The following is a 26,365-nucleotide window of genomic DNA, read 5'->3' as shown; positions in this document are numbered from 1 at the left end:
TAGTCGACCGAGGACAGTCAACAGTCGACAGTAAAAACGGGCCTGAGGCTGTTTACGCTCATTCTGTCATCGGTCGACTGTCTACTGTCGACTAGATTGCCGCCGCCTACAAAAGTGCCAGGCTGTCCTCGAGCCGCCTGCGTTCGGCTTCATTGTCCGGATCGAACCGGCCAATGCGCACCAGGCTCTGCCGATCGTCGACATGAATCACGCGCAGCAGGATGCCGGCCCGGGCGCAGTGCATTTGCAGCCCTTCGGCTTCGGCGCGCGGCAGGCTCAGCGTGGAAAACAGCGGTGTGTGCACCGCCGGAGAGTCAATATGGCGCGTCAGCAGGCCACTGATCAGATCAGCAGCGTCCTGCAGGCGTGTGCGCACCTGCGCCTGCCAGCGATGGTCGGCCAGGGCTTCACAGGCAATGGCCTGCGCCGGGCCGTTCACGCTCCACAGCCCCAGCGCCGCGCTCAGATCGGCGCGCAGCGTTGTCGGCGCCGCCACAAAGCCCAGCCGCAACCCCGCCAGCCCGAAAAACTTGCCGAACGAGCGCAACACGATCATGTTCTCGCGCCAGTGCCCGGGCAGCACGCTGTATTGGGGCTCGGCATCGACAAAGGCCTCGTCGATGATCAGATAGTGGCCCGGTGCCAGCCGGTCGGCCCAGGTGCGCAGCTGCTCTGGTTGCAGCCGCACGCCGCTCGGGTTGTTGGGGTTGATGATGACCAGATGGCTGTGTCGATCCGCCGTCAGCGCCATGTCCAGGGCCGAGATCATGGCCTGAGCACTGTGCGCGGGATAACTGCGACACAACCGCCCGGCCCCGGCCCACTGCTGTGCATGTTCCCGATAACCGATATCCGGCACCCAGACCGGCGCTTCCGGCAGCAGGCAGGGCAGGGCCTGAATTAAAGGCTGGGTGCCGGCCGAGACCAGCAGGTTGGCATGGCCATAATAGTCGGCGGCGACCTGGTACAGTTGCGGGTCCGGGTAGGGCAGACGCCGAAAGGCGCTCGCCGGCGGTGGCGTGAACGGATAGGCAAAGGGGCTGATGCCGGTGGACAGGTCGATCCAGTCCGCAACCGGAATGCCGAACTGACGGCTGGCACTCAGCAGGTCACCACCGTGCAGGGTCGGGTGGTCGGCGGTCAGGCCGGTTTCCGGGTTCAGATCAGTGTCAGTATTGCCCATAGTATCCCCAGTGCGGCCAGCCAGATCAGCAGCGTGCGATCCACCAGCCGGCAGGCCTGCTCAATGTGCGTGGCCTCGGCAGGGCAGTCTGCCGGGCCCAGTCGGGGCCGCTCCTGCCATTGCCCATGATAGGGCGCGCCGCCACCCAGTGAAACATTCAGTGCCCCGGCGCCGGCGGCCATCACCGGGCCGGCATTGGGGCTTTTCCAGACGGAGCCCTGGGACCGCCAGCAGTGCAGCGCGCGTCGGACTGCAGACGGCGTACTGCCGGCCAGGGCATAGCCAAGCGCGGTCAGCCGTGCCGGCACCAGATTCAGCAGGTCATCGAAACGCGCGGCAGCCCAGCCGAAACGGTCATGGCGCGGGGTGCGGTAACCCCACATGGCATCCAGCGTATTGGCCAGGCGGTACAGCACCACGCCGGGCAGACCGGCCACCAGATACCAGAACAGGGCCGAGAACAGCGCATCGGCGCCGTTTTCCAGCACGGATTCGGTGGTCGCCCGCGCCACGCCGGCGCTGTCCAGTTCTGCCGTATCGCGGCTGACCAGCATGGCCACGGCGGCGCGCGCTGCAGTCAGGTCACCCTGTTGCAGCGGTCGGGCCACGCGGGCGGCGTGCAGCAGCAGGCTGCGTCGCCCGATGGCCAGCCACAGAATCAGCACCGACACCACACCATGGACCAGCGGCCAGGCGCGCAGGCCGTAGTCCAGCCCGGCGGCCAGTGCCGTCAGCGGCAGTACCGCCAGCGCCAGTGCCAGCAGGCCGGCGCGGCGCCCGCGCTTCGGGTCGGCCCGGTTCAGCCGTGCTTCCAGCCAGTGGGCAGCATGGCCGAAAGCCACCAGCGGATGGGCGCGTCTGGGCTCGCCCAGCCACTGGTCCAGTAGCAGGGCGCCGATGACAATCAGCAGCAGCGTCAGCATGAAGACGGCGTCTCCAGTTCCAGCAACTGGTACAGCCGGGGCAGTGTAATGGCGGTTTCCACCGCATCGGCCAGACGGTCGAAAGAGACTTCCTTGAGGCGGGCGTAGTCGAAATCGTGGCCTTGTCCGGGCTGGTCGAGTACCCAGTCGATCACCGCCTGCAGCAGGGCCGGCTCATCCAGACAGCCATGCAGATAGCTGCCGGCAATGCGGCCGTCTGCGCTCAGGGCACCGTCGGTCAGGGCCTGACCCCGAGGGTCATCCACCGGGGTCAGGCGGAACAGCGGCTTGTCCAGCGCCGGGCCGGTGCTCTCACCGGTATGGATTTCATAACCGCTGACCGGCGTTCCGGCCGGCGCCAGGGTGTCGCTGATGGCTTCACCATGCATACGGCGCAGCGTCTTGGTGCCGGTCAGCCGGGTGGCCATGTCCAGCCAGCCGAGGCCGGGTGAAGTGCCGGCGCTGGCCTCGACACCGTCCGGGTCGTCAATGCGCTGGCCCAGCATCTGGTAGCCGCCGCAGATGCCGAACAGGCGGCCGCCGAAGCGCAGATGGCGCTGCAGCACCGGCACCCAGCCCTGATCGTGCAGCCACTGCAGATCGCCGCGCACATTCTTGCTGCCAGGCAGAATGATCAGATCGGCGCCCCGGAAATCCGCCGGGTCGCGCAGAAACTGGCAGTCCACCTGCGGGTGCAGGCGCAGCACATCGAAGTCGGTGTGGTTGCTGGTACGCGGGTAGACCGGTACCACCACCTGCAGGCGGGCGCCGGTATCGGCTTCCGGGGCGTCCGTGAGCTGGCGCAGGTTGAGCGAGTCCTCGGCTTCGATATGCAGATCGGGCAGGTAGGGAATCACCCCCAGTACCGGCACGCCGGTGCGTTCTTCCAGCCAGTCCAGCCCGGACTGCAGCAGCGACACGTCGCCGCGAAAGCGGTTGATCACAAAGCCCTGTACCCGCGCCTGCTCGGTGGCACTGAGCAGTTGATAGGTACCGTAGAGATGCGCAAACACGCCGCCGCGGTCGATATCGGCGATAATGATCACCGGGCAGTCGATGGCCTCGGCAAAGCCCATGTTGGCAATGTCATTGGCGCGCAGGTTGATTTCGGCCGGGCTGCCGGCGCCTTCCACCAGCACCACCTGATGCCGGGCCTGCAGACGGCCATGGGCCGCGCAGACTTCGTCCAGCAGCTGCGGCTTGAAATGGTGGTACTCGCGCGCCTGCATGTTGCCGATGGCCTGCCCGTGCACGATCACCTGGGCCCCGAGTTCACTGTTGGGCTTGAGCAGCACCGGGTTCATGTCGGTCTGCGGAGTCAGGCCGCAGGCTTCCGCCTGTACCGCCTGGGCCCGGCCAATCTCGCCGCCGTCGGCCGAAACAGCACTGTTGAGTGCCATGTTCTGCGGCTTGAACGGTGCCACGCTGATGCCGTGCCGGTACAGGATGCGCGCCAGTGCCGTCACCAGCACGCTCTTGCCGGCATCCGAGGTGGTGCCCTGTACCATCAGGGTATGGGGGTGCTTGAAGCCCTGAGTCATGAGTCGGTGCCCGTGGGTTGGAATCGGGGCGACGGCTGTTTCTGGTCGGTCGCGCCCTCGGCCTCTGCATCCAGCTCCAGCAGCAGGTCGCGCAGGGCGTCGGCGTGCGCGCCCGGGTTCTGCCACAGGCCGCGCTGGGCCGCCTCCAGCAGGCGTTCGGCCATGTCTTCCAGCGCCTTCGGGTTGGCCTGGCGCATGAATGCCTGGTTGTCCGGGTCCAGCGCCAGGGCGTCGGTGACCTGGGCGTACTGATGGTCATCCACCAGGCCGGTGGTGGCGTCATAGCCGAACAGCAGGTCGACCGTGACCGCCATCTCGAAGGCGCCCTTGTAGCCGTGTTCGTGCATGGCGTGGATCCACTTGGGGTTCAGCACCCGCGAGCGAATGACCCGGTTCAGCTCTTCCTTCAGGGTGCGGATGCGCGGGCTGGCCGGGTTGGCATGATCGGCATGATAAATGGTCGGCTGGCGGCCGCTCAGGGCCTGTACCGCAGCGGCCATGCCGCCCTGAAACTGGAAATAGGGGTCGGAATCCAGGATGTCGTGCTCGCGGTTGTCCTGGTTCTGCAGTACCGCATCGAGTCGGGTCATCTGGTATTCCAGATCGGCCCGTGCCGGCACGCCGTCGCCCGGGGTCTGGCCGTAGGCGTGGTGGCCGGTGCCGAGCCAGGTGTTGGCCAGGTCGTCCCGCGTCTGCCAGCGCCGGCTGTCGAGCTGGTTGTTCAGGCCGGTGCCATAGGTGCCGGGGCGGCTGCCGAATACCCGGTAGCTGGCCTGGCGGAAAGCGGCCTGCGCGCTCAGGCCCTCCTCCTGCAGCTCGGCCTGCCGCGCCTGCACATGGGTGCGGATCAGGTTGCCGGTGCCGGGTTCTTCATACTCGGCCAGCGCCTGCACCGCCTGATCATAGAGGCGTATCACATTGGGAAAGGCATCGCGGAAAAAGCCGGACACGCGCAGCGTCACATCCACGCGCGGATAATCGAGCAGCATGGAAGGCACGACTTCGATATCCATCACCCGGTTGGAACCCGGCGCCCAGATCGGCCTGACCCCCATCAGGGCCAGTGCCTGGGCAATGTCGTCACCGCCGGTGCGCATGGTGGCGGTGCCCCAGACGGACAGCCCGAGCCGCTGCGGAAAATCACCGTGGTCCTGCAGGTGCCGTTCGATCAGTGCCCGGGCCGACTGCTGGCCCAGTGCCCAGGCCGCCGGTGAGGGAATGGCGCGGCTGTCGACGGTATAGAAGTTGCGCCCGGTGGGCAGGGTATCAAGCCGGCCCCGGCTCGGCGCGCCACTGGGTCCGGGCAATACAAAGCGCCCGGCGAGGCCGTCCAGCAGTGACTGCAGTTCCAGTGTGGCGCTCTGCTGCAGCACTGGCAGCAGGGTCTGGCGGGCAAAGCGGCACAGGCGGGCGGTGGCCGGCAGCTCGGCGGCCAGTGCCGCCAGATCGCCGTCTGCCAGCACATGGTCCAGCATCAGTTGCCGGGCCAGCAGTTCCAGGCGCTCGCGGGTGTCGGCAGCGGTGCGCCAGAGGCTGCGGTCCTGCGCGGCCAGACGTACGGGGCGCGCCCCCTGCCAGGGCGTGGCACCGGCGTCCAGCGGGTTGAAGGCGTTGCCGTCGGCGTCAGTCAGGTGCAGATCATGGGCCAGATTGTGCAGCAGGCCCTGTTGCTCCGGGGCCTGGCCCCGGGGCAGGCGCAGCAGGGCCACCAGGGTGTCGGCCAGCCGCTCGGTCTCCGGCAGCGCCCCCAGAATATGCAGCCCCTGGCGGATCTGGGCTTCCTTGATGTCGCACAGATAGGCATCCAGCTCATTGAGCAGGGTGGCTTCATCGGCGCTGGCCGGGTCCTCGATGCCGGTCAGCTCGCGGTCCAGCCCGGTGCGGCGCAGCTGTTCGAAGATGGCTGTGCGCAGCCACTCCTCCCGCCGCGGGTCCATGCCCACGGCCTGATAGTATTCATCCACCAGACCTTCCAGCTCGGCCAGATCGCCGTAGCTCTCGGCGCGTGTCATGGGCGGCATCAGGTGGTCGATGATCACGGCCTGAGCCCGGCGCTTGGCCTGCGCGCCTTCACCCGGATCATTGACGATGAAGGGATAGAAATGCGGCAGCGGCCCCAGAATGATGTCGGGCCAGCACTGGGCCGACAGAGCCGTGCCCTTGCCGGGCAGCCATTCCAGATTGCCGTGCTTGCCCACATGGATGACGGCGTCGATGCCGTATTCATGGCGCAGCCAGAAATAGAAGGCCAGATAGTTGTGCGGTGGCACCAGATCCGCATCGTGGTAGCTGGTGACCAGATCGATGTCATAGCCCCGGGCCGGCTGGATGCCGACAAAGGTCTCCCCCAGCCGGATGCCGGACAGCATCAGGCGGCCCTGGCGACAGGCCGGGTCGGCTTCCGGTTCACCCCAGCGGCGCAGTACGGCGGCGCGGTTCTCGGCCGGCAGCTGATCGAACCAGTGGCGGTAGGTCGCCAAGTCCAGACTCTGCCAGCAGGGCCGCAGCGGGCGGGTGTCGGTGTCGTTGGTAACGGCGCCCTGCAGGGCAGCGATCAGTTCGGCGCCATCGGCCGGCATGTCCGCCAGAGGGTAGCCGGCCTCGGCCAGCGCGTGCAGGATGCGCACGGTGGACTCCGGGGTATCCAGGCCGACGCCGTTGCCCAGTCGGCCTTCACTGGTCGGGTAGTTGGCCAGCACCAGCGCCAGGCGCTTCTCATGATTGGGTTTGCGGCGCAGGGCGCAGAAACGCCGGGCCAGCGCGGCCACAAAGGCCACCCGGTCGGGCTGCGGCGCATGGCGAATGACCGGTGCCTGACAGCGCTCGCTGTAGCGGTCTTCGGTCTTGAAACCGACGGCACGGGTGATGACGCGGCCGTCCATTTCCGGCAGCACCACCTGCATGGCCACATCACGGCTGCGCAGGCCGCCGGGCTGCTCTTCCCAGTCCTCGGCGCTGCTGCTGGCCAGAATCACCTGCAGCACCGCCGGCTGACCGGCCAGCACCGCCGCTTCCTCGCCCAGGGTGTTGCCCAGTTCGCGCGCCGGTACCCGGTTGATGGCAAAGCCGGTGGTGTTCAGCACTACGGCCGCATCGGTCTGCTCGAGCAGCGCATTGACCTCGGCCCGGCAGTGGTCTTCCTTCAGCGAAGTGATGGCCGCCGCCAGCGGCGCCAGGCCTTGCTGTTCCAGCGCCGCAAGCAGCGCATCCACCACGGCCGTATTGGCGCCCTGAAAATGACTGCGATAGAACAGGATCAGCGCCACCGGACGCTCCGGTGCCTGTTGCGCCTGCCACTCGGCCAGCGTCTGTTCACGCCCGCCGGGGCGGTAGATCAGGCAATGGGGCAGGGTGCGAGGTGCCTGCCAGTCGGAGTGCCAGCCCAGCCACTGGTCGGCCAGATGACGCAGCAATTGTTCGGCATTGTCCTCGCCGCCCTGCCGCAGATAGTGCCAGACGCGCTCGGCGGCCTCCGGCGTCACGGTAGAACCGGTCAGCAGTTCATAGTCCGGCGCATCACAGCCGGGCACCAGAATCAGTTGCCGCGTCGGGTCGGCCTCGGCCCAGGCCAGCAGCTGTTCATGGCCGTATTCCCAGTAGCGGGCGCCGCCCAGCAGCGACACCACGACGACTTTGGCCTGTTCCAGTACCTGATCCTGGTAGAGATCGAACGCGGCTGGCTTGACCAGGTTCATCCAGTTGGCCAGCCGCAGTGACGGGTAATCTTCCGGCAGGCGGTCGGCCGCCTGGGCCAGCGCCGACAGCGTGCTGTCTGCAGCCGACAGAATCACCAGGTCGCCGGGCGTCTGCGCCAGGTCGACAATGCCTTCATCGTCGACGAAACCGCCGGGTTTGGCCGCAAAGAGATGCATCAGGCGACCTGACGAATCTCGCAGCCGCGCAGGCGCTCGGTCAGCTGTGCCGGGTCCAGACTGCGGCCGATCACCACCAGCCGGGTCTGGCGGGTTTCATCGGCGGCCCACAGGCGGTCGAAGTGGGTATCCAGCCGCTGGCCCACACCCTGAATGACCTGCCGCATCGGCTTGCCGGGCAGGGCCGCAAAGCCCTTGGCGCGGTAGATCTCGAACTCGTTGAGCAGGCTCTGCAGAGACGCGCGCAGGGCCTCGCCGTCCACTTCGTCCAGCGTGATCACGCAGGAATCGAAATGATCATGCGCGTGATCGTGATGCGCACCCTCGGCATGGTGCTTGTCATGATGGTTGTGGATCTGGTCGATGCTGTCCTCGCTGGCGGCACCGATGCCGAGCAGGGCTTCCAGCGCTGCCGGGTCGTGGCTGAAGGTGTCCTTCTCGACAAACAGCGTGCGCACGGCCTCCGGCACCCGGTTGTTGACGATCTCGGTCACGCGCCGACGTTCGTCTGCGTTGAGCAGGTCATTCTTGGTGACCAGCACCAGATCGGCGGCGTCCAGTTGGTCATCCAGCAGTTCCTGCAGGCTGGGATCGTGGTCCAGGCTGTCATCGGCCAGACGCTGGGCTTCCACCGAGGCCACATCCGAGGCATAGCGCCCGTCGGCCACGGCCGGGCCGTCGAGCACGGTGATGATGGCATCGACGGTGCAGTGGCGGCGGATTTCCGGCCATTTGAAGGCCTGCACCAGCGGCTTGGGCAGGGCCAAGCCACTGGTCTCGATCAGGATATGGTCGATGTCGTCGCGGCGCTTCACCAGTTCCTGCATGACGGGCAGAAACTCTTCCTCCACGGTGCAGCAGATGCAGCCGTTGGCCAGTTCATAGATGCCACTTTCGCTGTTGCCGCTGACGGTTTCGTCATCGCAGTCCAGAGCACAGCCGCGCAGCACCTCGGAATCGATATCCTGCTGGCCGAACTCGTTCATGATCACGGCAATGCGCTTGCCGGTGACCTGGCGCAGAATGCCGGCGAGCAGGGTGGTCTTGCCACTGCCGAGAAAACCGGTAACCACGGTCGCGGGAATCTTGTTCAGTTGCATGGGGTTGTCTCCGTGCGCTGGGTGGAGGCACTGGTCTGCCGTTCTGCCATGGGCAGAAACAGCCGGGCCACCGCCTCGGGGTTGTTGGGGAAAAACAGGTGCAGATAGGTCGCGGTCAGGCCACGCACCCGGTAGATGGCTTCGCCCGGGGCCGGATGGCGCTGGCGCCGGCCGTGGCCGATGGGTTCGGGCGTGCCCTCGGCGCGCGAGCGATGGTGGGCGTGTGCCCGTACCTCGCCTTCCGGGAATACTGCCGTCTGCATGCCCTGGCAGCCGCGACGGCCGCGCATGGCGCCCTGGCCGGGCAGCAGGCCCAGCATGTCGTGAGTGAGGTCCTGCTGGTCGGTCAGGGTGTCGAGGCAGTACATCAGGCCGCCGCATTCGGCCAGTATGGGCTTGTCGGCCTCGAAGTGCCGGCGAATATCGGCCTTCATGCCGGCATTGGCGGCCAGCCCGGCCGCATGCAGTTCCGGATAGCCGCCGGGCAGCCACAGCGCATCACAGGCGGGCAGGTGAGCGTCATGCAGCGGCGAGAAAAAACTGACCTCGGCGCCCATGGCGCGCAGCAGGTCCAGATTGGGTTCATAGGTGAAGCTGAAAGCTTCATCTCGCGCCACGCCGATGCGCTGCCCGGCCAGCGGGCGTTCGTTACCGGTCGGGGCTGGCGGAGGCGCAGCGGGCGCCGGAAAGCGTACCAGTGGCAGCTGTTCGAGGTGAGCCAGCAGGCCGGACTCGGCCAGTACGGCCGCCCCGGCTTCAAAGCGCACTTCCAGGTCATCGCGGATTTCCGCCGCCTGCACCAGGCCCAGATGGCGCTCGGGCAAGGCAATGGCCGGATCACGCGGCACCGTCGCCAGCAACGGAATATGAACGGGCAGAGCCTGTTCGATCAGCTCCCGATGGCGTGCCGTGCTGCAGGCATTGGCGATCAGCCCGATCACGTTCAGGTCGTCGCGGTGTGCCACCAGACCGGTGACCAGCGGTGCAACCGTCTGCGCCATGCCCTTCACATCCATGACGATGGCCATTGGAATGCCGAACAGCGCTGCCAGATCGGCACTGGACGGCTCGCCGTCGAACAGCCCCATCACGCCCTCGACCAGAATGAAATCGGACTCCCGGGCCGCTTCCTGCAGACGTTCCCGACACCAGTCTTCGCCGGCCATCCACAGGTCGAGCTGCTCTGCCGGCACGCCGGCAGCCTGGCCCAGCACCTGCGGGTCGAGATAATCCGGGCCGGTCTTGAACACCCGCACACGCCGGCCCTGATTGCGCAGCAGGCGCGCCAGGGCGGCGGTCAGCGTGGTCTTGCCCTGACCGGAGGCCGGCGCGGCAATGAACAGGGCCCGGCATTGCGGCTGGGGGGTCGGGTTTGTCATCAGTATTCAATCCCCGGCTGTGCCTTCACGCCCTGGCGGAAGGCATGGCGTTCGTCCTGTACCGTGCTGATGGTGTCGGCAACGTCCTGCAGCTCGGCCGCCATGGTGCGCCCGGTGATGATCACGCTCTGGTGGCGCGGCCGCTTTTTCAGCGCTTCGACCACCGGCGCCGTGTCGAGATAGCCATACTTGAACATGTAGCTCATCTCGTCGAACACCAGCAGGTGATAGTTTTCGTCCTGCAGCATCTGCTCGGCTGTGGCCCAGGCCGCCTGCGCGGCTTCGATGTCCTTGTTGCGGTCCTGGGTTTCCCAGGTGAACCCATGGCCCATGATGTGCCAGTCCAGTTGCGGGTGGTCGCGGAAGAACCGGTACTCGCCGGTTTCGCGGCGGCCCTTGACGAACTGGATGACGCCGCCGCGTTGGCCGTGGCCCAGTGAGCGTGCCAGGGTGCCGAAGGCGGAGCTGCTCTTGCCCTTGCCGTTGCCGCGCAGCAGGATCAGTACGCCGCGCTCTTCCTGGGCTTCCGCGATGCGCGCATCCACCACTTCTTTCTTGCGTTGCATGCGGGTCTGGTGCTGGGTGTCTGTAGTGTTCATGTGGCCTCCGTTGCAGGCAGATTCATATAGTGCGCGCCCAGTCCCCGGGCGAGCTCACGGGTACGGCCTCGCCGTACAAAGGATTGTTCGGCATCCACCACCACGCAGTCGCCCAGCGCCGGCAGATGGTCGAGCGTTTCGCGGGTGCGCCCGTCGGTAATGATCCAGGTGCGGATATGCAGGCCCGGTTCGCGCTGCTGCCACTGGCGCAGCCGGGTGGCGGCCTGCTCCAGCGCCTGGCGCAGCGGGGTGCCACCACCGCCGGTCCACTGATCCAGTTGGCGAGTGATGGTTTTCGGTGCCCGCCGGCGTGGCAGCAGTTCCTGCACCTGATCATTGCCGAAGCCCAGCACGGCGAACTGTTCACGGGCCCGATAGGCCTGCTGCGCCAGTTGCGCCACCAGCCCCTTGGCGCGGCCGAACAGTTGCTGCTTGAGTGTCGAGCCGGAGGTATCGATCAGAATCAGATGCAGCCAGGGCTGGCTGGTGCGACGCGGCCGGAACCGCCACTGGCGCGGCGGCCACTGGCCGCCGTTGGCCACCAGGGTGGCGAACCAGTCCGGCCGGTCGGTGGTGTGCTGCCCGCAATGCGGGCCCGGGCCGGTTTGGCCGCGCTGGCTGCCAGCCGTGCCGCTCCAGGTGTCAGTCTGACGCTGCTGTGCCGGCGGGCGATCCGGTGCGCTGAGCTGCGCCGGCTCGACCGCAGTCTGGTGCTGCGGCGGCATGGCGCCCCAGGGGTTGTCGCCGGTGCCTGATGGCGCAGAGTCGTTGGATTCGCCCTGGGGCTGGCCGGAGCGACCCGAGCCGGACCGGCTCTGCGGCGGTTCGGGTGGTTTGTCGGCACCGGATGAATTGTTCGCATCGGGCGGGCCGGCCGGCGGTTCGGAAGACGAGGGGCTGTCATGGCGCTGACGGTGGGCCAGCACCCAGGGAGCTACGGCGTCGAGGTCGGCGCCCTCCACCCGGGTGCGGCCCTGCCAGGCGGCATAAGCCAGCGCCGCCTGCAGCCAGATCACATCGGCCCGTACGCCTTCCACCCCGGCTTCCAGACAGCACTCGGCAATGCGGGTATAGAGGGCATCACTGGCGGTGACATCCGCCAGCAGCGTGCGTGCCTGTTCAATGCGGGTGCGCAGCGCCTGTTGCTCGGCCGTCTGCTGCGCCACAAAGGCCGCCGGGTCACGTTCGTAGGCCTCGCGCTGGCGCACTATGGCCACCCGCTCGGCCACCGCATGCTCGCCCTGCATCTGCACCATCAGACCAAAGCGGTCCAGCAGTTGCGGGCGCAGGTCGCCTTCATCCGGGTTCATGGTGCCGATCAGAATAAAGCGGGCCTCGTGGCTGTGGCTGATGCCGTCACGCTCGACCACATTGATGCCGCGTGCCGTGGTGTCCAGCAGCAGGTCTACCAGTGCATCGGGCAGCAGATTGACCTCGTCCACATAGAGCACACCGCCATGGGCGCGGGCCAGCAGGCCGGGATGAAAGGTCACGGCCTGGTCATTGAGCGCACGCTCAAGATCCAGCGTGCCCAGCAGGCGATCTTCGGTGGTGCCCAGCGGCAGATTGACGAACGGTGGTGTGGCGCCATCATCCGCCGCCGGCAGAATATCGGCCAGACCCCGCGCCAGGGTGGATTTGGCACTGCCACGCGGCCCGCTGATCAGCAGCCCGCCAATGCGCGGATTGATGGCATTCAGAATCAGGGCAGTCTTCAGACCGCCTTGCCCGACCACAGCCGAGAAGGGATAGTCCGGACGCTGTTGGGTGCTCATGACAGCACCTGCAGCGCAGGCTTGAAACACGTCATACTGAAACCCTCGAGTACCCGCCGTACCCTGTGTGAATGTGGGTGTTCGAGCAGGCCGGTCTTCGGGCTCGGACTCGACCTTCTGCGCCTTCCCAGCCCGAAGGCCAGTGGCGAGTGCAGAAGATCGGTAGCTGTCCATTACCGATGCGGGGGCAGCGATGGAATCGGCCTTGCGGCCTCACCATACTTCCCGATTATCTCCATTGCCGAGTTGGCTCCGGAGCACCTGTTCGATGATCCCGTCATCGTAACTCATGCGGGGGTCCAGTCAAAGAACCTCTGTACAATCGGACGTGTCCGAACGCGACATTCCGGCAACCGATTGACCCGGGTCATGGTAAGGCGGAATGGCACCGTCTGGCGGCTTGTGTGACGACGCTGGGACTCGTCGAGCAGTTTCATTCGGTGGGATATTTACCGACGACATTAGGGCTTGTTTGGGTGCCCTGCCTGGGACCAGAACGAACGTTTGCGCCAGTGTTCTGTCTGCAGCTTCCTGATATAGGTTTGTGCATTGTCCAGGCCCTGATAGTCGGTAATCTTCTTGTCGAGTGCCAGCAGTCTCTTGAAATACTGGGCGCCGTGGTGATAGGCGCGACTGTATTTGCGCTCCAGCAGGTCATCCAGCAAGGCTCGGTAGCATACTACCTGAGCGAGCAGTTGACCGTGCTCCGCAAAGGTGTCTATCCAGTTCAGCAGGGTTGGGTAGGGCACAGAGGTCAGGTTCTCAGCTTGTGACAGCACCACAGATTCCGCCCGTTGCAGGTTGCCCATGAACAGCAGTACATTGACCAGCCGGCCGGGCGCGCTGGTGTCGACGGGCAGGTTATTCACTTGCTCTTTGAGCTGCGCTTTTTCGTGTTTGTTGGCCAACTCCCACAGCTCGGTTAGGGTGCCCACCTGGGGGAGCTTTGTGAAATCGCTCAGCAGTTCGCGTTTGAGTTGTTCGAGGTCGCCTTTCTGGCGCAGCCACTGGTGACGCAGAGGCTGATATCGCTGCGGCCGGCTTGAGTGCTTGAGTTTGTCCAGCCAGAACTCGGCACGCTCCAGCTCGTTTATCGCCAGTGCGTATGCTATGAGGTGCTCCAGTTGTATGGGGTTGGGGTCCGGACTGGTCAGCAAGGTACCCTGCTCGTACAGCGAGATATCCCGCAGCGCTTCAGCAACGGATTTCAGGCCGATGCAGGCGTGTGCGGCGGCGTGATTGTAATGGTCCTGCTGCGTTGGATTGGCCAATGCGTGTTGGGCATTGGCCTTGAATCGGTCCGCCAGTTGTCGCAGTTCCTGCTCCGTCAGCAAGCCGGCGCTGTGGGGAATGAGTTCGTCCAACACACCGTAATCATTATGGTCAAAGAAATGCAGGACTTTTCCCGGCCAGTCCTCTGCTTCCGGCGCCTCAGCGCGTACCTCTTCGGCGATGTTCAGCCACAGATCAGCGGCTTCTCGAAACAGGTCGCCCAAGTGACCATCGGAATCGTCTACCCGCTGAAACGCTTCCTCGGCCATATTCAGGAAGTCTTCCGTCAGCTGCAGGGCCGCCACGGGGGCCTGTGGGCGCAAGGCAGTGTCAATGGCAGAGAGCACTGACGCGAGCCGTTCACTGAAGTCGAAGCAGCCGTGGTAGCCATAAAAGTTGTCATTATAAACGAGTTCATGCAGTTGCTTGGTCAGCGTTTTTTCCAACGCCTGAGTACCGCGCCCGGAAGAGGTGTCGGCAGCCAGGTAGCGGTCAATGATGGCATCGACAGAGTGCTCAACACCATAGACGGATTGCAATAACTGAATCAGTTCCTTTTTAGTCAGCTTGCTGACCTGCTTCTCGAATGTCATGACCGGTAGGTTTCCTTCTGGGCTGCATAAATGGTGAATTGCAGTTCTTTCCCAATCATCTGATAGTCTGGCCGTGTGCTCGACAATTGTTCGGATTCGGTAAGAATGATCGGCACGCCCTCTCTCCACTTGACTATCATGCGGGGTCTGCGATGAATTCGGCGAGGCGACCTTACCATACTTCCCGAGTTCCCCGCTCCCACAGACGACGGCGGGGCACCTGCTCAATGATCTGATCATCGTAACTCATGCGGGAGTACGGTCTAATGAACCTCTGTACAATTGGACGTGTCCGAACACGGCATGCTGAACGTGAAGTTCGTTTTTCTGCCAGTCCGTTCATGTTAAAAAGAATCAGGCGCAAGCAGAGCATTTGCAGCACGGATGGATATTCTGACTATGGTAAAAACATCGGAAGGAAAAAGGGAATCAGGGCAGCTCTCATTATTCGAGTTTGACAAGGAAAACCTGAAAAAGGTCCAAAGCCATAGGCCCGGCCGCAAGACACCAGAGTCGGAATTTTCAAAATATATCGTCTATGTCGACGAAAGTGGTGACCATAATTTGCAAAGTGTGGATGAAAGCTATCCGGTATTCGCCCTGGCCTTCTGTGTGTTCCACAAACGGCACTACAGTGAAGTGATAGTTCCGGCACTTGAGAAGTTCAAGTTCAACCATTTTGGTCATGATCAGGTGGTACTGCACGAGAATGAGATAAGACGGCGCACCGGCTGTTCAACATCTTCAAGTCAAGGAATCATCAGACTCAGTTTATGGAAGAGCTGACTCAGATAATTGAGTTCAGTAATTTTATTCTGATCAGTACCACAATTGATAAACGTGCTTTGAAGCGACAAGACATAGACGACAATGCCTATCACATTGCACTTGGCTTCTGCATGGAGACGCTGCACGAGTTCCTCGCAGAAAAACAGCAGTCCGAGAAGAAAACGCATATCGTGGTGGAGCGAAGAGGCGAAAAAGAAGACAAGGAACTGGAGCTTGAGTTTCGTCGAATATGTGATGGTAACAATCGATTGGGAAAACCATTGCCTTTCGAGATTCTGGCTGCGGACAAGAAAGTGATGTCATCAGGTCTTCAGCTCGCTGATCTGGTAGCGAGACCGATCGGGTTGAAGACATTAAGACCGGATCAACCCAACAGAGCCTTTGATGTTCTAAGGAAAAAATTCTACTGCGAAGGAGGCCGAGAAAGCGTCGGGATTGGCTATGAAGGCATGGGTATGAAAATTTTTCCTTCCCCAAAAAGCGAAAAACCCCGATGAAACCACCGAGGTATAGACGCCGACCGGGACTGCCCAATCCATTTGGCTTTAGTTTGTCCAAATGTGGCTTGAGTGTCAACTCCGCCCCTTGCATGTCGCTGTAAGGCAAAACACACCCGATGCTTCATACTCTGCAACCGGCCCCCTATCGACCCTTCTTCCTGCTGGCCGGAGCAGCGGCACTGGCCGGCATCGCGCGGACCAGTGCCCAGACTGGTGTTGAGTGGGCCCAGAGTAGATCGTATTTCAGGGTAAACGGCTTGCGAACGTACTACAGGTGCGTGTAAAAAATATCTTTAAACCGGATAATAGTGTAAAAAAGGTGGGCTTGCTGTATAAAATTAAGTGCAGGAAATCAAAATGGGTTCAGGTATGCAGCCTGTGGGCTATACGCAGCTTATCAGCCATCACGGTATCGCCGCCATACCGCCTGCAGTGACAGCGGAGGTACGCTCGGTTACCCGCAAGGAATGGATCGGCGATACCATTGCAGTGCCCGCCAAAATGGCTCCGGCACCTGAAGACTTGCTCGGCCAGGTCTTGTTTGCCATCAAGCACGAAGGCATCAACCTTCAAGTATTGGCCCAGATCCTGCCGAAGATTCCGGAAGCCGACATACGGCAGGCCTTCGATGCCTCTCCGAACAGTCAATACCTGCGCAAAGCCTGTTATTTGTGGGAATTTTTTGCCGGGCAGACCATCCAGCGTGCCACAGATCACATCAGACAGTCCTATATCCCACTGTTCAATCCCGAGCAATATATTACGGGTGACGGTGAAAAGAACGCGCGCTGGCGCATCATCTTCAATGGCCTAGGATCTCTGGATTACTGTGTAACCGTGCGACGCACCGATACATTACAAGCTTTGCTGGACAAAAGCTTGCTGGAGAAAGCCGCAGAGTTTACAGACTCTCTGCCAAAAGACATTCTCAATCGCACCCTGGCCTGGGCCTATCTGCACGAAACCCGGGATTCTTACGCCATCGAGAACGAGGCGCCATCGGAAGACAAGGCCAGTCGATTTGTCAGCCTGCTCAAACAGGCCCATAGCTCCCGCAAGCTCGATGAGGAGTATCTGGTAGAACTGCAGAATGCAGTGATCAGCAATCCTTTCGCGCAGGCAGCTTCGTTCAGAACCGAGCAGAACTACCTGAGCAATGGACTGCGCGGAGCACTGGGGGTCACTTACGTGCCTCCCGGCCCGGAATTGTCACGGTCGCTGATGGACCAGTTGATGGCCCTGGCCAACCAGCCAGCGATGGAAGTGGAGCCGTTGGTTCTGGCCAGTGTCGTGTCTTTCGGTTTTGTGTTTGTGCATCCGTTCATGGATGGCAATGGTCGCCTGTCCCGATTCCTGTTTCATCAGGTTCTGTGTCAGTGTGGCGCTCTGAAAAACGGCCTGGTGCTCCCCGTCTCAATCGTCTTGCGTCAGAACGAGTCGGATTACTTGAGTGTGCTGCAGCAATTCTCGGAGCCCAGCCGCGCTTACTGGGATGTGACCTTTTTTGACGAGAACCAGTTCCAGTTCGACTTCAAGGGGCATGATGCACTTTATCGTTATTGGGACGGTACGGCTTGCGCCGAGTTTATGGCACGCGCCACCGAACAAGCCATTGAGCAGCATCTGAAGGCGGAGACGCTTTTCCTGACTCGGTATGACGAGATCTTTCGCCGTATTGACCGGGCTTATGATGTGCCGAATGCCGATCTGTCCAGATTGGTCATGTTTTGTCTGGATCAAAATGGGCGCGTGTCCGGGCATCGACGCAAGCAGTACCGGTACCGGGTTCCGGAGGAGGTATTCGATGCGCTGGAACGCGCTTACCAGAAAGTGGTCGTGGATACATGACAATGGCCAGGATCGGCTCGTCGCATCGGCGATGCCGCAACTGGCGCTGGCGTAGTCAGCGCGGGAATCGCCGTGTCAGCTTGCCGGACTTCCCGATTATCCCCTTGTTACGGAAGGCGGCGGGGCACCTGTCCGAACGCAACATTCAGACAGTCGATTGACCCGGGTCATGGTCAGGCGGGATGGCGCTGGCGCGTGAGTGCTGACACAGGCCAGAATGTTGCTCACTCTGGCCCAGGTTGGCGCTGCCATGCTTGATGATCTGCAACAGGCCCCCTATCGGCCCTTCTTCCTGCTGGCCGGAGCAGCGGCACTGGCGGGCGGCTTGCTGTGGTGGTGGCCCTGGGGCTCGCCGCTGTTGCTGCATCTGCACCTGCTGCTGTTCGGCATGGCCAGTGCCGCCATGGCTGGTTACCTGCTGACGGCGCTGCCAAGCTGGACCGGTTGGCAAGACTGCCCGCCGGTTCTGCTCTGGGCTCTGGTGGGCCTGTGGTGCCTCGATCGCATTGTGGTTCTGCTGCCGGAACCGCCCCTGTTCATCCTGCTGACGCCGGGGCTGGCCTTTCACGGCCTGCTGACGCTGTTTCTGCTACGCCGCCTGTGGCAGGCCCGTATCTGGCGGCCGGTTTGGTTGGCGCTGGCGCCGCTGGGGCCGGGTATGGCCGAGTGCTGGCTGCTGTTGAACTGGCACAATACTGGCTGGATCGGGGATGCCGGCGAATGGGCCGCATTGTTTCTGGCCCTGTTGCTGATTCTGGTGGGTGGCCGAGCCGTGCCTGCCTTTACCCGCACCGGACTGCAGCATCTGGGGCACCCGGATCGGATCATTGCACCCGACTGGCTGCAGCGTCTATCGGTAGGCTTGATGGGTATTGTGCTGTTGATGCAGGGTCTCGGTTGGCCTGCGCACTGGACGGGCAGCCTGCTGCTGGCCACCGGCCTTTTGCAGATGCTGCGCTGGGTCGGCTGGACACCCTGGCGCATCGGCCGGGCCCCGGCACTGTGGATGCTGCATGCTGCCTGGCTCTGGCTCGCCACAGGGCTGGCGCTGCTCGGCCTGACACGACTGGGCTGGCTGGACCTGCCACCCGGCACCGTTCTCCACGCCCTGACCATGGGCGCCATCGGCGGCATGTGCCTCGGCATCATGCTGCGCGCCGCCATGAAGCGCACCCCGCGGGGCCTGCAGCCCTCCATCCTGCAACTGCTCGCCGCCGCCCTGGTACTGCTGTCACCCCTCCCGCGACTGTTGCCCGCGCCCTGGTTTGAAAGTGGGCTGGTCACCAACAGCCTGTTGCTGGCCGCCACCCTCTGGAGTGCCGGCTGGTTGCTCTACCTGATGGCGCTCTGGCCGGCTCTGCGCGGACCGGTGCCAAGGCCGGTGTTGAGTGGGCCGAGGTCGACTGCTTGATGCAGCGGGCTTCCTGGCTTGCAAGGCATATTTCGGTGGGTGGCATAGCAGTCAAAAAAGACCTATAATAAGTGCCAAATATTGGTCCTTTTTAGGGGGCTCCATGCGTCAGGTTCATGCAGATTTTTCCGTCAGTATCTCGGAATTGAAAAAAAATCCTTCCGCCCTGCTGGCGCAGGCCAGTGGATCACCCATTGCAGTTCTGAACCACAACCGGCCTGCTGCCTACCTGATTCCGGCGGAGACCTATGAGGCTCTGATGGACCTGATCGAGGACTACGAGCTTGCGAAGCTCGTTGAAGAGCGCCTGGCCGACAAGGAGCAGGCCGTGTCGGTGTCTCTTGATGACCTATAAGCTCAAGTTCCTGCCAGTCGCCCTGAAGGAATGGCAAAAACTGAGTGGCCCGGTAAAGAGCCAGTTCAAGAAGAAGCTGGCGGCAAGACTAGACAACCCCAGAGTGCCCGCTGACAAGTTGAGCGGCTACGAATCCGTTTACAAGATCAAGCTGAGGTCAGCAGGTTATCGGCTGGCTTACGAAGTGGTCGACGATGAGCTGATTGTCATAGTCTTGGCTGCCGCCGCAACAGATAAGTATCCATAATCCACCCATGCTGTTCGCGCAGGCGGGCGCGTTCGCGCAGGATGTCGCTGCCGACTTCTTTGAGCGGGCCTTCGATCAGGTGCTGGTGGGGCATGCCGAGGTAGGCACCCCACCAGATGTGGTAGTGCTCTGCGTTCAGCACTTCGAAGGCGCCGCCGCTGTCGAGCATGACGACGAGGGTGTCGGCGCCTTGCGGCCAGCCGTGGTCGCGCAGGCGGCGGCCGGTGGTGATAACAACGGGCTCGGCGAGGCGGTTGAGCGGTATGCGGTGTGCCGCAGTAAGTGCCTGCAAACTGGTGATGCCGGGCACCACCTCGAGTTTCATCTTGCGACCGGCGCGTTCGAGCCGGTCGGCGATGCGCAGGCTGCTGTCATAGAGTGAAGGGTCGCCCCAGATCATCAGGGCCACGCGCCCACCCTGTGGCAGGTGTTGGTCGATCAGCTCGCCCCAGCGGGCGGCGATGGTGTCGTGCCAGTCTTCGACTACCTCCAGGTAGGTGGCTTTTTCCGAGCCTTTCTCAGCGCTTTTCTCTTTTTCCTCTCTCTGCGGCAGGTCGAACTCCACCACCTTGGTCGGGCTGTCTCTGGTCAGCAACTGGTCACACAGGGTGCGCCGCAGATCCACCAGGTCGCTCTTGGCGTCCCCCTTGCGCGGGAGCAGAATCAGGTCGGCTTCGTTCAGCCGCCGCTCGCCTTCCCGGGTGACATGGTCCGGGTTGCCGGTGCCAATACCGATCAGACAGAGGTGGATCATGTATCACGCTCCGCGGCTTGTTCGTCACTGTCATTGTCTGGCGCAGTGCTGGCAAACGGCGAGTCGGCGGACTGGGGCCGGAACCGGCGGTCATAGCCCAGTGCATAGAGGCTGCTTTCATCGAAGTCTTCGGCGGCCAGCGCCGGGCCAACCAGAATCAGTGCGGTGCGCGTCATGCTCTCGCCCACGGCCTGCTCGATCTCGCTCAGGCTGGCCCGCACCACTCGTTCGTCCGGCCAGCTGGCGCGCCAGACCACCGCCGTCGGGCAGTCGGCGCCATAGTGCGGCACCAGGTCGGCCACCACCTGCTTGAGATTGTGGATAGACAGATGAATCGCCAGTGTCGCGCCGGTGGCAGCAAAGTTGCTCAGCGTCTCGTTGGGTGGCATGGCACTGGCGCGCCCCGGGGTGCGCGTCAGCACCACCGACTGCGCCACGCCGGGCAGCGTCAGCTCGGTGCCGAGCGTTGCCGCAGCGGCAGCGAAGGCCGGTACGCCGGGCGTAATGGTGTAGGGAATGTCCAACTGGCGCAGGCGGCGCAGTTGCTCACCCAGCGCCGACCAGACCGAGAGATCACCCGAGTGCAGGCGTGCGATGTCCTTGCCTTCTGTGTGGGCCTGCGAGATCTCGGCCATGATGTCGTCCAGTGACATGGGCGCCGTGTTGACGATGCGCGCCCCGGGTGGGCAGTGGTCCAGAATCGCCTCCGGTACCAGCGAGCCGGCATAGAGGCAGACCGGGCAGGCGGCGATGCGGTCGCGCCCGCGCAGAGTCAGCAGGTCTGGCGCGCCTGGGCCGGCACCGATGAAATGAACCGTCATGTCCGATCTCCTGCGCGCACACTCATAAAACGGTCTGCCATTGTACGATGGGATAGCGGGCCCGCCAGCCCCGGCGCTGCCCGAGCGGCTCTGCGCTGGCCAGCTCAACGCGCAGCAGCTCGCCGCCGCGCAGCGCCTGCCAGCGGGTCAGCAATGCTTCGGATTCCAGCGTGACGGCATTGGCCACCAGACGGGTACCGGCGGGCAGCTGTTCGGTCAGGGCGTGCAGCAGCTCTTCCGACAGGCCGCCGCCGACAAAGACGGCATTCGGCACGGGCTGATCGGCGAGCACTGCCGGGGCTGACCCCGCGACCAATTGCAGCCGGTCCACACCCAGGGCGTCGGCATTGCGGCGGGCGCGGGCGAGCCGGTCGGCATCCATTTCGAAGCCGATGGCCTGGTTGGCCGGGTGGGCCAGCAGCCATTCAATGGCGATGGAGCCGGAACCGGTACCGATGTCCCACAGCCGTTCGCCGGGTCGGGGTGCCAGCGCGGAGAGCGTCAGCGCGCGCACCGGGCGCTTGGTGAGCTGGCCGTCATGCTCGAACAGATCATCGTCCAGGCCGCCGGCGCCGGTGATCACCGGGCCATCACCGCTGACGTTCAGTGCCACGGCGACCGGATGCTGCACATCGCCCAAGCCATAGTCTGCCGCGTGACAGGAGCGTATTCGTTCGCGTTCGCCGCCCAGGGCTTCCAGTATGGTCAGTTCGGTGGCGCCAAAGCCGATGTCATTGAGCCAGCGCGCCAGATCCGCCACGGCGTCGCCGTTGCGCAGCAGAACCAATAGACGCTGGCCCGACGCCAGATGCGGGCGCAGTCGCGTCAGCGGTGCGGCATGCAGGCCCAGACAGACCGTCTGTTCCAGGGCCCAGCCCAGCCGTGCCGCAGCCAGACTGAAGGTGGAGGGCAGGGGCAGGGCAGTCCACTCGCCGGGTGTCAGCTGTTCGGTCATTACCGTGCCGGCGCCGAACCAGAACGGGTCCTGCGAGGCCAGCATGACGACTGTCTGACCACGATGGGCCAGCAGCTCCGGGATGCCATCGGCAAAGGGCACCGGCCAGGTTTTCACGGTGGCGTTCAGGCCCTCGGGCAATACCGCCAGATGCCGCTCGGCCCCGAAAATGAACTCGGCCTGTTCCAGCACGGTTCGGCTTGCCGGTGTCAGCCCGGCTGTGCCATTCTCGCCCCATCCAATGATGGTGAGCCAGGGCGACTCGTTATTCATGACAACACCCATGATCAATATTCTGCTTCTCGGTGGCAGCAGCGAAGCCACGGCCCTGGCGCGGGTGCTGGCCGACCGGGGCTGGCCGGCCACCTTCAGCTATGCCGGCCGGGTGAAAGCCCTGGCGCCGCAGCCGCTGCCGACCCGGGTCGGTGGTTTTGGCGGTGTCGACGGCCTGGTGCGCTACCTGCGTGACCACCAGATTACTCACTTGATCGACGCCACGCATCCTTTTGCCGGCCAGATCAGCACCCATGCCGTACGCGCGGCCGAACAGGCGGGGGTGCCGCTGCTGGCGTTTACCCGTCCGCCCTGGACGCCGGAGGCCGGCGACCACTGGCAGACGGTGCCCGATATGGCCGCCGCCGTGGCAGCGCTGAGTGGCCCGCCCGAGCGCATCATGCTGGCCCTGGGGCGGTTGCAGTTGCCGCTCTTTGCTGCTCAGCCACAGCATCACTATCTGTTGCGCTTTGTCGAAGAACCGACCGAGCTCCTGCCGGTGCCCGACTACAGCCTGATCATTGATCGCGGGCCTTTTACCGAAGAATCCGACCGTGCCCTGCTGGAGCAATACCGCATTGATCGGGTGGTGAGCAAGAATGCCGGCGGCGAAGGCGCGCGCGCCAAACTGACGGCAGCGCGGCAACTGGGCCTGCCAGTGCTGATGATCGACCGGCCGCAGGTGCCGCCGCGCGCCGAAGTGCACAGCGTGGAGGCAGTTCTCGACTGGCTGGCTCATGAGTCTGAGCGCTCTCCTGAAGCTGAGCGGGGCGTATAGACCCAGGGCTGGCGGCCTTCCGGGCGTTCGATCAGCCGGGTCTGGCTGGAACCCACAATCACCAGGGTGCGCATGTCGGCCATTTCGGGATGTGCCTCACCCAGCGTGCTGACCTGGATCTGCTGTTCGTCGGACGACACAGCGCGCGCAAACAGAATCAGCCGGTCGTCACCACAGGTCTCGCGCAGGCATTCCAGTGCCTTGGCAAAGCCCTCCGGGCGTGACTTGGAGCGCGGGTTATAAAACGCCATGGCAAAATCACCCGCCGCCGCATGGCGCAGCCGGTGCTCGATCAGCGACCAGGGCTTGAGATTGTCGGACAGATTGATGCAGCAGAAATCATGCCCCAGCGGCGCGCCGGCCTCGGCACTGGCTGCCAGCATGGCGGTAATGCCCGGCAGGATGCGCACATCCAGCGCGCGCCATGCAGCCGGGCCTTCTTCCAGCGCTTCGAACACGGCGGCCGCCATGGCGAACACCCCGGGATCACCCGAGGACACCACCACCACCTGCTTGCCACTGGCCGCCAGCTCCAGCGCCTGACAGGAGCGCTCGTATTCCACCCGGTTGTCCGAGGCGTGCAGGGTCAGGCCGGGCCGGGGTGGCACCCGGTCCACATAGGTGTTGTAGCCGACCACATCCGTGGCCGCCGCCAGCGCGGCCGCCACCTCGGGCGTGATCAGCTCCGGCGCGCCCGGGCCCAGGCCGGCAACCGCGATCCAGCCGCTCATGGCCGTCTCCCGTTACCGTGTATGACCAGGGTCGAGAAGTAGGGCGCGGTGTCGCCCACCTCGGCCAGCGGTCGCACGCGCTGTTCCGGCATGGCGGCGTATTCCACCAGCCAGGCATCGGTCAGGCGTCCGGCTTCGCTCACGGCGCGGCGCAGGCGGCTCAGGTTGCGGCCGATCTTCATCACCACCGCAGCATCGGTTTCGCGGATGCGGCGGGTCAACTCTGCTTCCGGCAGCGTGGCCATCAGCACGGTCAGGATGTCATCGCCCCAGGTCACCGGCTGGCCGGTGGCCGTCCAGGCGCCGGACATGCCGGTGATGCCCGGCACCACCTCGACCGGCACGCGATCCTGCAGGCGGGTGTAGAGGTGCATGAAGGAGCCGTAGAAGAACGGGTCGCCTTCGCACAGCACCACCACATCCTCGCCGGATTCGGCGATGGCCAGTAAGCGCTCGATGCACTCGCTGTAGAATTCGGCCAGGCAGTCGTTGTAGCGCGGGTCGGTAAACGGAATCTCCGTCGTCACCGGGTATTCCATCGGCAGTTCCTGTGCCGTTTCGGGCAGCAGGTCACCGGCGATGCGACGGGCCTGACCCATGCGCCCGGCCTTGCGGAAAAAGGCCACATGGCGCGCACTGGTCAGCAGCCGGTGGGCGCGCACGCTCATCAGGTCCTGGGCGCCCGGCCCCAGGCCGACGCCATAAATGCGACCGGGCTGCGTCATGTCTCACTCCTGCTGGCCAGCGCATTCAGCGCGCCCACGGTAATGGCACTGCCACCCAGCCGGCCGCGCACTATGGCGCAGGGTACCGGGGCGGCGTGCCACAGGGCTTCCTTCGATTCGGCGGCGCCGACAAACCCCACCGGGCAGCCCAGAATGGCCGCCGGGCGCGGGCAGGTCGGGTCTTCCAGCATGGTGAGCAGATGAAACAGCGCCGTCGGTGCATTGCCGATGGCGACGACGGCGCCGGCCAGATACGGACGCCAGAGTTCCAGCGCGGCGGCAGAGCGGGTGGTGCCCATCTCACGGGCCATGTCGCGTACCGGGGCGTCGTGCAGGGTGCAGATGATGGGGTTGTCGGCCGGCAGCCGGGCCGGCGTGATGCCTTGCGCCACCATGCGCGCATCGCACAGGATCGGTGCACCGTCGGACAGCGCGGCACGCGCACTGGTCGCGAAGTCCGGGCTGAACAGAATATGCGGGGCCAGCTCGACCATGCCCGCAGAATGGATCATGCGCACGGCCACGGGCTCTTCTTCCGCCGTAAACCGCGCCAGGTCGGCTTCACGGCGGATGATGGCGAAAGACTCACGGTAGATCGACGCGCCGTCGGTCTCGTACGAATAGGGCATCAGGCGTCTCCGAAAAACTTCAGTACCTCGGCTTCAGACTGGGCTGAGCGGTGCGGAGGATCGCCTGCCCGCGCCTGAAAGGCAAGATCATATTGGCCCTCGCGGCCGGTCAGGCAAAAGTCTGTCGCGTTGGGACAGGCGCAGCCCTTGGCACAGCCGGACACATGCAAGGTGCCCCGAACCCGGGGCGCCAGACGGGCGGCCAGCGTGCGGGTGGCCACCGTGGCCTGGCTGCAGCCCGGCGCCCCGGCACAGGCCTGGACGCGCAGCAAGGGGTCATTGGGCTCGGTCAGAAACGCCGGGAACTCGCGGCCGGGCAGGGCAGGCAACTGATCCATGCCCTCCAGCAGCAGACAGCGCCAGGGGGTCAGTCGCAGGCCCTGAACCGAAGTGGTTTTCAGCACCTGCAGCAGGGCCTCGGCCTCGATCTGCCCGAAGGGCAGGCCGGCAATCAGCCCCAGTGCATGCTGGCCGGGCTGCAGTTTGGGACGCGCGGGCTGTGCGGTTTCCGTGGCGGTGAACCAGCCTGGCAACGGCATCTGATGATGACGCATGCGGCGGGATTCGATGCCGCCACTGTCGGCAAACCAGTGCGTGAGCCGGATCAGCGTGCTGATGGCTGTTTCGATGGTGTCCAGCGGCATGCCATAGGGGCGCCCGTCGGCACGCAGCAGCAGACGCCCTGAGGTGCCGCGTTCCAGCCGAAAATCGGCCGAGTCTTCACTCAGCATAGGCGCCGCACCGGCATCAATGGCAAAACCGACCTTGGCCGGCAGCTCGGGCAGTTCGTGCAGGCGCTCCTGCAGCCCCCGGGCGAGCCGATCCGTGTCATCACCGGGTTTCCAGTCCGGCGCTGCCAGTATATTGCGGCGCTGTTCCTGTTCGGGTGAGTCGTCCAGAAGTTCCAGCTCGGCCAGGCGCTGCTGCAGCGGCTCAAGCGCGGCCTCGCTGACCCCTCGTATCTGCAGGTTGGCCCGGTTGGTCAGATCCAGCAGCCCGATCCCGTGGTGCTTGGCCAGAATGCACAGCCCCAGCGCCTGCTTGCGGGTCAGCCGGGCCCGGTTCGGGCGCACACGCACCACCAGCCCGTCCCCCGAGGTCATCGGGCGCAGGGCGCCGGGGCACCAGCCCTGGACTGTGGGCGCTCTCGCTCTCCTCATGGGGTCTGGGCTCATGGAATCGGGTTCGTGGTTGCGGTTCAGAGTGGATTTTCGCACGGCAGCGCCACAGGCCCAAGTCTGCTGGCGACAAAACCCTGCCGGCTGACGGTGTGCAGGCTTTCCAGTACCATGGAGCGCTCCGATTCCTTTCT

The 26,365-nt window shown here is 64.1% G+C and carries 23 protein-coding genes, 1 pseudogene and 1 riboswitch; of the genes and pseudogenes, 7 read left to right on the top strand and 17 right to left on the bottom strand.

The window, feature by feature from the left end; genetic code table 11:
* Positions 1–106 precede the first annotated feature (106 nt).
* The 10 genes and pseudogenes from E4656_RS06695 to E4656_RS06655 form a co-directional block, all read right to left on the bottom strand.
* Positions 107–1,183, bottom strand: a complete 1,077-nt coding sequence (locus E4656_RS06695) for a threonine-phosphate decarboxylase (protein ID WP_135482397.1) — start codon at positions 1,181–1,183, stop codon at positions 107–109.
* A complete protein-coding gene (gene cbiB / locus E4656_RS06690; protein ID WP_205849135.1) occupies positions 1,159–2,106 on the bottom strand; it encodes an adenosylcobinamide-phosphate synthase CbiB in 948 nt (315 codons plus the stop codon). Before cbiB ends, E4656_RS06695 begins: the two co-directional genes overlap by 25 nt.
* A complete protein-coding gene (locus tag E4656_RS06685; RefSeq protein WP_240753920.1) occupies positions 2,100–3,647 on the bottom strand; it encodes a cobyric acid synthase in 1,548 nt (515 codons plus the stop codon). The genes cbiB and E4656_RS06685 overlap by 7 nt, the downstream gene beginning before the upstream one ends.
* Positions 3,644–7,519: a cobaltochelatase subunit CobN gene (cobN, locus tag E4656_RS06680; RefSeq protein WP_135482395.1), complete on the bottom strand. Its 3,876-nt coding sequence runs from the start codon at positions 7,517–7,519 to the stop codon at positions 3,644–3,646. Before cobN ends, E4656_RS06685 begins: the two co-directional genes overlap by 4 nt.
* The gene (gene cobW, locus E4656_RS06675) at positions 7,519–8,619 is read right to left on the bottom strand and encodes a cobalamin biosynthesis protein CobW (protein WP_135482393.1); all 1,101 of its coding nucleotides are present in this window, start codon (positions 8,617–8,619) and stop codon (positions 7,519–7,521) included. Before cobW ends, cobN begins: the two co-directional genes overlap by 1 nt.
* Complete coding sequence (locus E4656_RS06670) at positions 8,610–9,998, bottom strand: cobyrinic acid a,c-diamide synthase CobB (RefSeq protein WP_135482392.1); 1,389 nt, start codon at positions 9,996–9,998, stop codon at positions 8,610–8,612. The genes cobW and E4656_RS06670 overlap by 10 nt, the downstream gene beginning before the upstream one ends.
* Complete coding sequence (cobO, locus tag E4656_RS06665) at positions 9,998–10,597, bottom strand: cob(I)yrinic acid a,c-diamide adenosyltransferase (RefSeq protein WP_135482390.1); 600 nt, start codon at positions 10,595–10,597, stop codon at positions 9,998–10,000. Before cobO ends, E4656_RS06670 begins: the two co-directional genes overlap by 1 nt.
* Complete coding sequence (locus tag E4656_RS20740; protein ID WP_420812678.1) at positions 10,594–11,613, bottom strand: VWA domain-containing protein; 1,020 nt, start codon at positions 11,611–11,613, stop codon at positions 10,594–10,596. Before E4656_RS20740 ends, cobO begins: the two co-directional genes overlap by 4 nt.
* A gap of 258 nt (positions 11,614–11,871) precedes the next feature.
* Positions 11,872–12,372, bottom strand: a pseudogene (locus tag E4656_RS20735) (ATP-binding protein); the annotation flags it as partial.
* Positions 12,373–12,443: 71 nt separating this feature from the next.
* Positions 12,444–12,652: riboswitch (cobalamin riboswitch) on the bottom strand.
* Between the two features lie 181 nt (positions 12,653–12,833).
* On the bottom strand, positions 12,834–14,477 hold the full coding sequence (locus E4656_RS06655) for a DUF6880 family protein (protein ID WP_135482386.1): 1,644 nt from the start codon (positions 14,475–14,477) through the stop codon (positions 12,834–12,836).
* 144 nt (positions 14,478–14,621) lie between these two features.
* Between E4656_RS06655 and E4656_RS20470 the strand changes: the two genes are divergently transcribed.
* The 6 genes from E4656_RS20470 (at position 14,622) to E4656_RS06630 (ending at position 19,387) form a co-directional block, all read left to right on the top strand.
* Positions 14,622–15,023, top strand: a complete 402-nt coding sequence (locus E4656_RS20470; protein WP_240753919.1) for a DUF3800 domain-containing protein — start codon at positions 14,622–14,624, stop codon at positions 15,021–15,023.
* On the top strand, positions 15,011–15,523 hold the full coding sequence (locus E4656_RS20465; protein ID WP_240753918.1) for a DUF3800 domain-containing protein: 513 nt from the start codon (positions 15,011–15,013) through the stop codon (positions 15,521–15,523). The genes E4656_RS20470 and E4656_RS20465 overlap by 13 nt, the downstream gene beginning before the upstream one ends.
* A 345-nt stretch (positions 15,524–15,868) precedes the next feature.
* On the top strand, positions 15,869–17,374 hold the full coding sequence (locus E4656_RS06645) for a Fic family protein (RefSeq protein WP_240753917.1): 1,506 nt from the start codon (positions 15,869–15,871) through the stop codon (positions 17,372–17,374).
* 217 nt (positions 17,375–17,591) lie between these two features.
* Positions 17,592–18,785: an NnrS family protein gene (locus E4656_RS06640; protein ID WP_205849134.1), complete on the top strand. Its 1,194-nt coding sequence runs from the start codon at positions 17,592–17,594 to the stop codon at positions 18,783–18,785.
* Between the two features lie 103 nt (positions 18,786–18,888).
* The gene (locus E4656_RS06635) at positions 18,889–19,140 is read left to right on the top strand and encodes a type II toxin-antitoxin system Phd/YefM family antitoxin (protein WP_135482384.1); all 252 of its coding nucleotides are present in this window, start codon (positions 18,889–18,891) and stop codon (positions 19,138–19,140) included.
* The gene (locus E4656_RS06630) at positions 19,130–19,387 is read left to right on the top strand and encodes a type II toxin-antitoxin system RelE family toxin (RefSeq protein WP_135482382.1); all 258 of its coding nucleotides are present in this window, start codon (positions 19,130–19,132) and stop codon (positions 19,385–19,387) included. Before E4656_RS06635 ends, E4656_RS06630 begins: the two co-directional genes overlap by 11 nt.
* Here E4656_RS06630 and cobF read toward each other — a convergent pair.
* From cobF to cbiE, 3 genes are read right to left on the bottom strand one after another with little or no spacing between them, the layout of a single operon-like run.
* Positions 19,347–20,141: a precorrin-6A synthase (deacetylating) gene (cobF, locus tag E4656_RS06625; protein WP_135482381.1), complete on the bottom strand. Its 795-nt coding sequence runs from the start codon at positions 20,139–20,141 to the stop codon at positions 19,347–19,349. The genes E4656_RS06630 and cobF overlap by 41 nt on opposite strands.
* Positions 20,138–20,962 carry a precorrin-4 C(11)-methyltransferase gene (gene cobM, locus E4656_RS06620; protein ID WP_135482379.1) on the bottom strand — a complete coding sequence of 275 codons (825 nt, stop codon included), beginning with the start codon at positions 20,960–20,962 and terminating at the stop codon, positions 20,138–20,140. Before cobM ends, cobF begins: the two co-directional genes overlap by 4 nt.
* 22 nt (positions 20,963–20,984) lie before the next feature.
* A complete protein-coding gene (cbiE, locus tag E4656_RS06615) occupies positions 20,985–22,202 on the bottom strand; it encodes a precorrin-6y C5,15-methyltransferase (decarboxylating) subunit CbiE (protein ID WP_135482377.1) in 1,218 nt (405 codons plus the stop codon).
* Here cbiE and E4656_RS06610 point away from each other — a divergent pair.
* Positions 22,189–22,968 carry a cobalt-precorrin-6A reductase gene (locus E4656_RS06610; protein ID WP_240753916.1) on the top strand — a complete coding sequence of 260 codons (780 nt, stop codon included), beginning with the start codon at positions 22,189–22,191 and terminating at the stop codon, positions 22,966–22,968. The genes cbiE and E4656_RS06610 overlap by 14 nt on opposite strands.
* Here E4656_RS06610 and cobJ read toward each other — a convergent pair.
* Genes cobJ through cobG form a run of 4 tightly spaced genes read right to left on the bottom strand, consistent with a single transcriptional unit; the run spans position 22,926 to position 26,213 of the window.
* Complete coding sequence (gene cobJ, locus E4656_RS06605) at positions 22,926–23,699, bottom strand: precorrin-3B C(17)-methyltransferase (RefSeq protein ID WP_135482373.1); 774 nt, start codon at positions 23,697–23,699, stop codon at positions 22,926–22,928. The genes E4656_RS06610 and cobJ overlap by 43 nt on opposite strands.
* Entirely contained in the window at positions 23,696–24,424 is a 729-nt protein-coding gene (gene cobI / locus E4656_RS06600) for a precorrin-2 C(20)-methyltransferase (protein ID WP_135482372.1), read from the bottom strand. Before cobI ends, cobJ begins: the two co-directional genes overlap by 4 nt.
* Positions 24,421–25,053: a precorrin-8X methylmutase gene (locus E4656_RS06595; RefSeq protein ID WP_135482370.1), complete on the bottom strand. Its 633-nt coding sequence runs from the start codon at positions 25,051–25,053 to the stop codon at positions 24,421–24,423. The genes cobI and E4656_RS06595 overlap by 4 nt, the downstream gene beginning before the upstream one ends.
* Positions 25,053–26,213 (bottom strand): precorrin-3B synthase, encoded by a 1,161-nt coding sequence (gene cobG / locus E4656_RS06590; protein ID WP_135482369.1) that lies wholly within the window; start codon positions 26,211–26,213, stop codon positions 25,053–25,055. Before cobG ends, E4656_RS06595 begins: the two co-directional genes overlap by 1 nt.
* Positions 26,214–26,365: the final 152 nt, after the last annotated feature.

It is taken from the genome of Natronospirillum operosum (genome assembly GCF_004768465.1).
GTDB lineage: Bacteria > Pseudomonadota > Gammaproteobacteria > Pseudomonadales > Natronospirillaceae > Natronospirillum > Natronospirillum operosum.
This window is presented reverse-complemented; position numbering and strand designations above follow the sequence as displayed.

Excerpts from the sequence above, each read along its gene's own strand:
- cobJ (WP_135482373.1), bottom strand. The coding sequence starts at position 23,699 with ATGAGCGGCTGGATCGCGGTTGCCGGCCTGGGCCCGGGCGCGCCGGAG.
- cbiB (WP_205849135.1), bottom strand. The coding sequence starts at position 2,106 with ATGCTGACGCTGCTGCTGATTGTCATCGGCGCCCTGCTACTGGACCAG.
- cobN (WP_135482395.1), bottom strand. The coding sequence starts at position 7,519 with ATGCATCTCTTTGCGGCCAAACCCGGCGGTTTCGTCGACGATGAAGGC.
- cobG (WP_135482369.1), bottom strand. The coding sequence starts at position 26,213 with ATGAGGAGAGCGAGAGCGCCCACAGTCCAGGGCTGGTGCCCCGGCGCC.
- cobI (WP_135482372.1), bottom strand. The coding sequence starts at position 24,424 with ATGACGCAGCCCGGTCGCATTTATGGCGTCGGCCTGGGGCCGGGCGCC.
- cobM (WP_135482379.1), bottom strand. The coding sequence starts at position 20,962 with ATGACGGTTCATTTCATCGGTGCCGGCCCAGGCGCGCCAGACCTGCTG.
- E4656_RS06610 (WP_240753916.1), top strand. The coding sequence starts at position 22,189 with ATGACAACACCCATGATCAATATTCTGCTTCTCGGTGGCAGCAGCGAA.
- E4656_RS06695 (WP_135482397.1), bottom strand. The coding sequence starts at position 1,183 with ATGGGCAATACTGACACTGATCTGAACCCGGAAACCGGCCTGACCGCC.
- cobF (WP_135482381.1), bottom strand. The coding sequence starts at position 20,141 with ATGATCCACCTCTGTCTGATCGGTATTGGCACCGGCAACCCGGACCAT.
- E4656_RS20465 (WP_240753918.1), top strand. The coding sequence starts at position 15,011 with ATGGAAGAGCTGACTCAGATAATTGAGTTCAGTAATTTTATTCTGATC.
- E4656_RS20470 (WP_240753919.1), top strand. The coding sequence starts at position 14,622 with ATGGATATTCTGACTATGGTAAAAACATCGGAAGGAAAAAGGGAATCA.
- cbiE (WP_135482377.1), bottom strand. The coding sequence starts at position 22,202 with ATGGGTGTTGTCATGAATAACGAGTCGCCCTGGCTCACCATCATTGGA.
- E4656_RS06670 (WP_135482392.1), bottom strand. The coding sequence starts at position 9,998 with ATGACAAACCCGACCCCCCAGCCGCAATGCCGGGCCCTGTTCATTGCC.
- cobO (WP_135482390.1), bottom strand. The coding sequence starts at position 10,597 with ATGAACACTACAGACACCCAGCACCAGACCCGCATGCAACGCAAGAAA.
- E4656_RS06685 (WP_240753920.1), bottom strand. The coding sequence starts at position 3,647 with ATGACTCAGGGCTTCAAGCACCCCCATACCCTGATGGTACAGGGCACC.
- E4656_RS06655 (WP_135482386.1), bottom strand. The coding sequence starts at position 14,477 with ATGATCAGATCATTGAGCAGGTGCCCCGCCGTCGTCTGTGGGAGCGGG.
- E4656_RS06595 (WP_135482370.1), bottom strand. The coding sequence starts at position 25,053 with ATGCCCTATTCGTACGAGACCGACGGCGCGTCGATCTACCGTGAGTCT.
- cobW (WP_135482393.1), bottom strand. The coding sequence starts at position 8,619 with ATGCAACTGAACAAGATTCCCGCGACCGTGGTTACCGGTTTTCTCGGC.
- E4656_RS06635 (WP_135482384.1), top strand. The coding sequence starts at position 18,889 with ATGCGTCAGGTTCATGCAGATTTTTCCGTCAGTATCTCGGAATTGAAA.
- E4656_RS06630 (WP_135482382.1), top strand. The coding sequence starts at position 19,130 with ATGACCTATAAGCTCAAGTTCCTGCCAGTCGCCCTGAAGGAATGGCAA.
- E4656_RS06640 (WP_205849134.1), top strand. The coding sequence starts at position 17,592 with ATGTTGCTCACTCTGGCCCAGGTTGGCGCTGCCATGCTTGATGATCTG.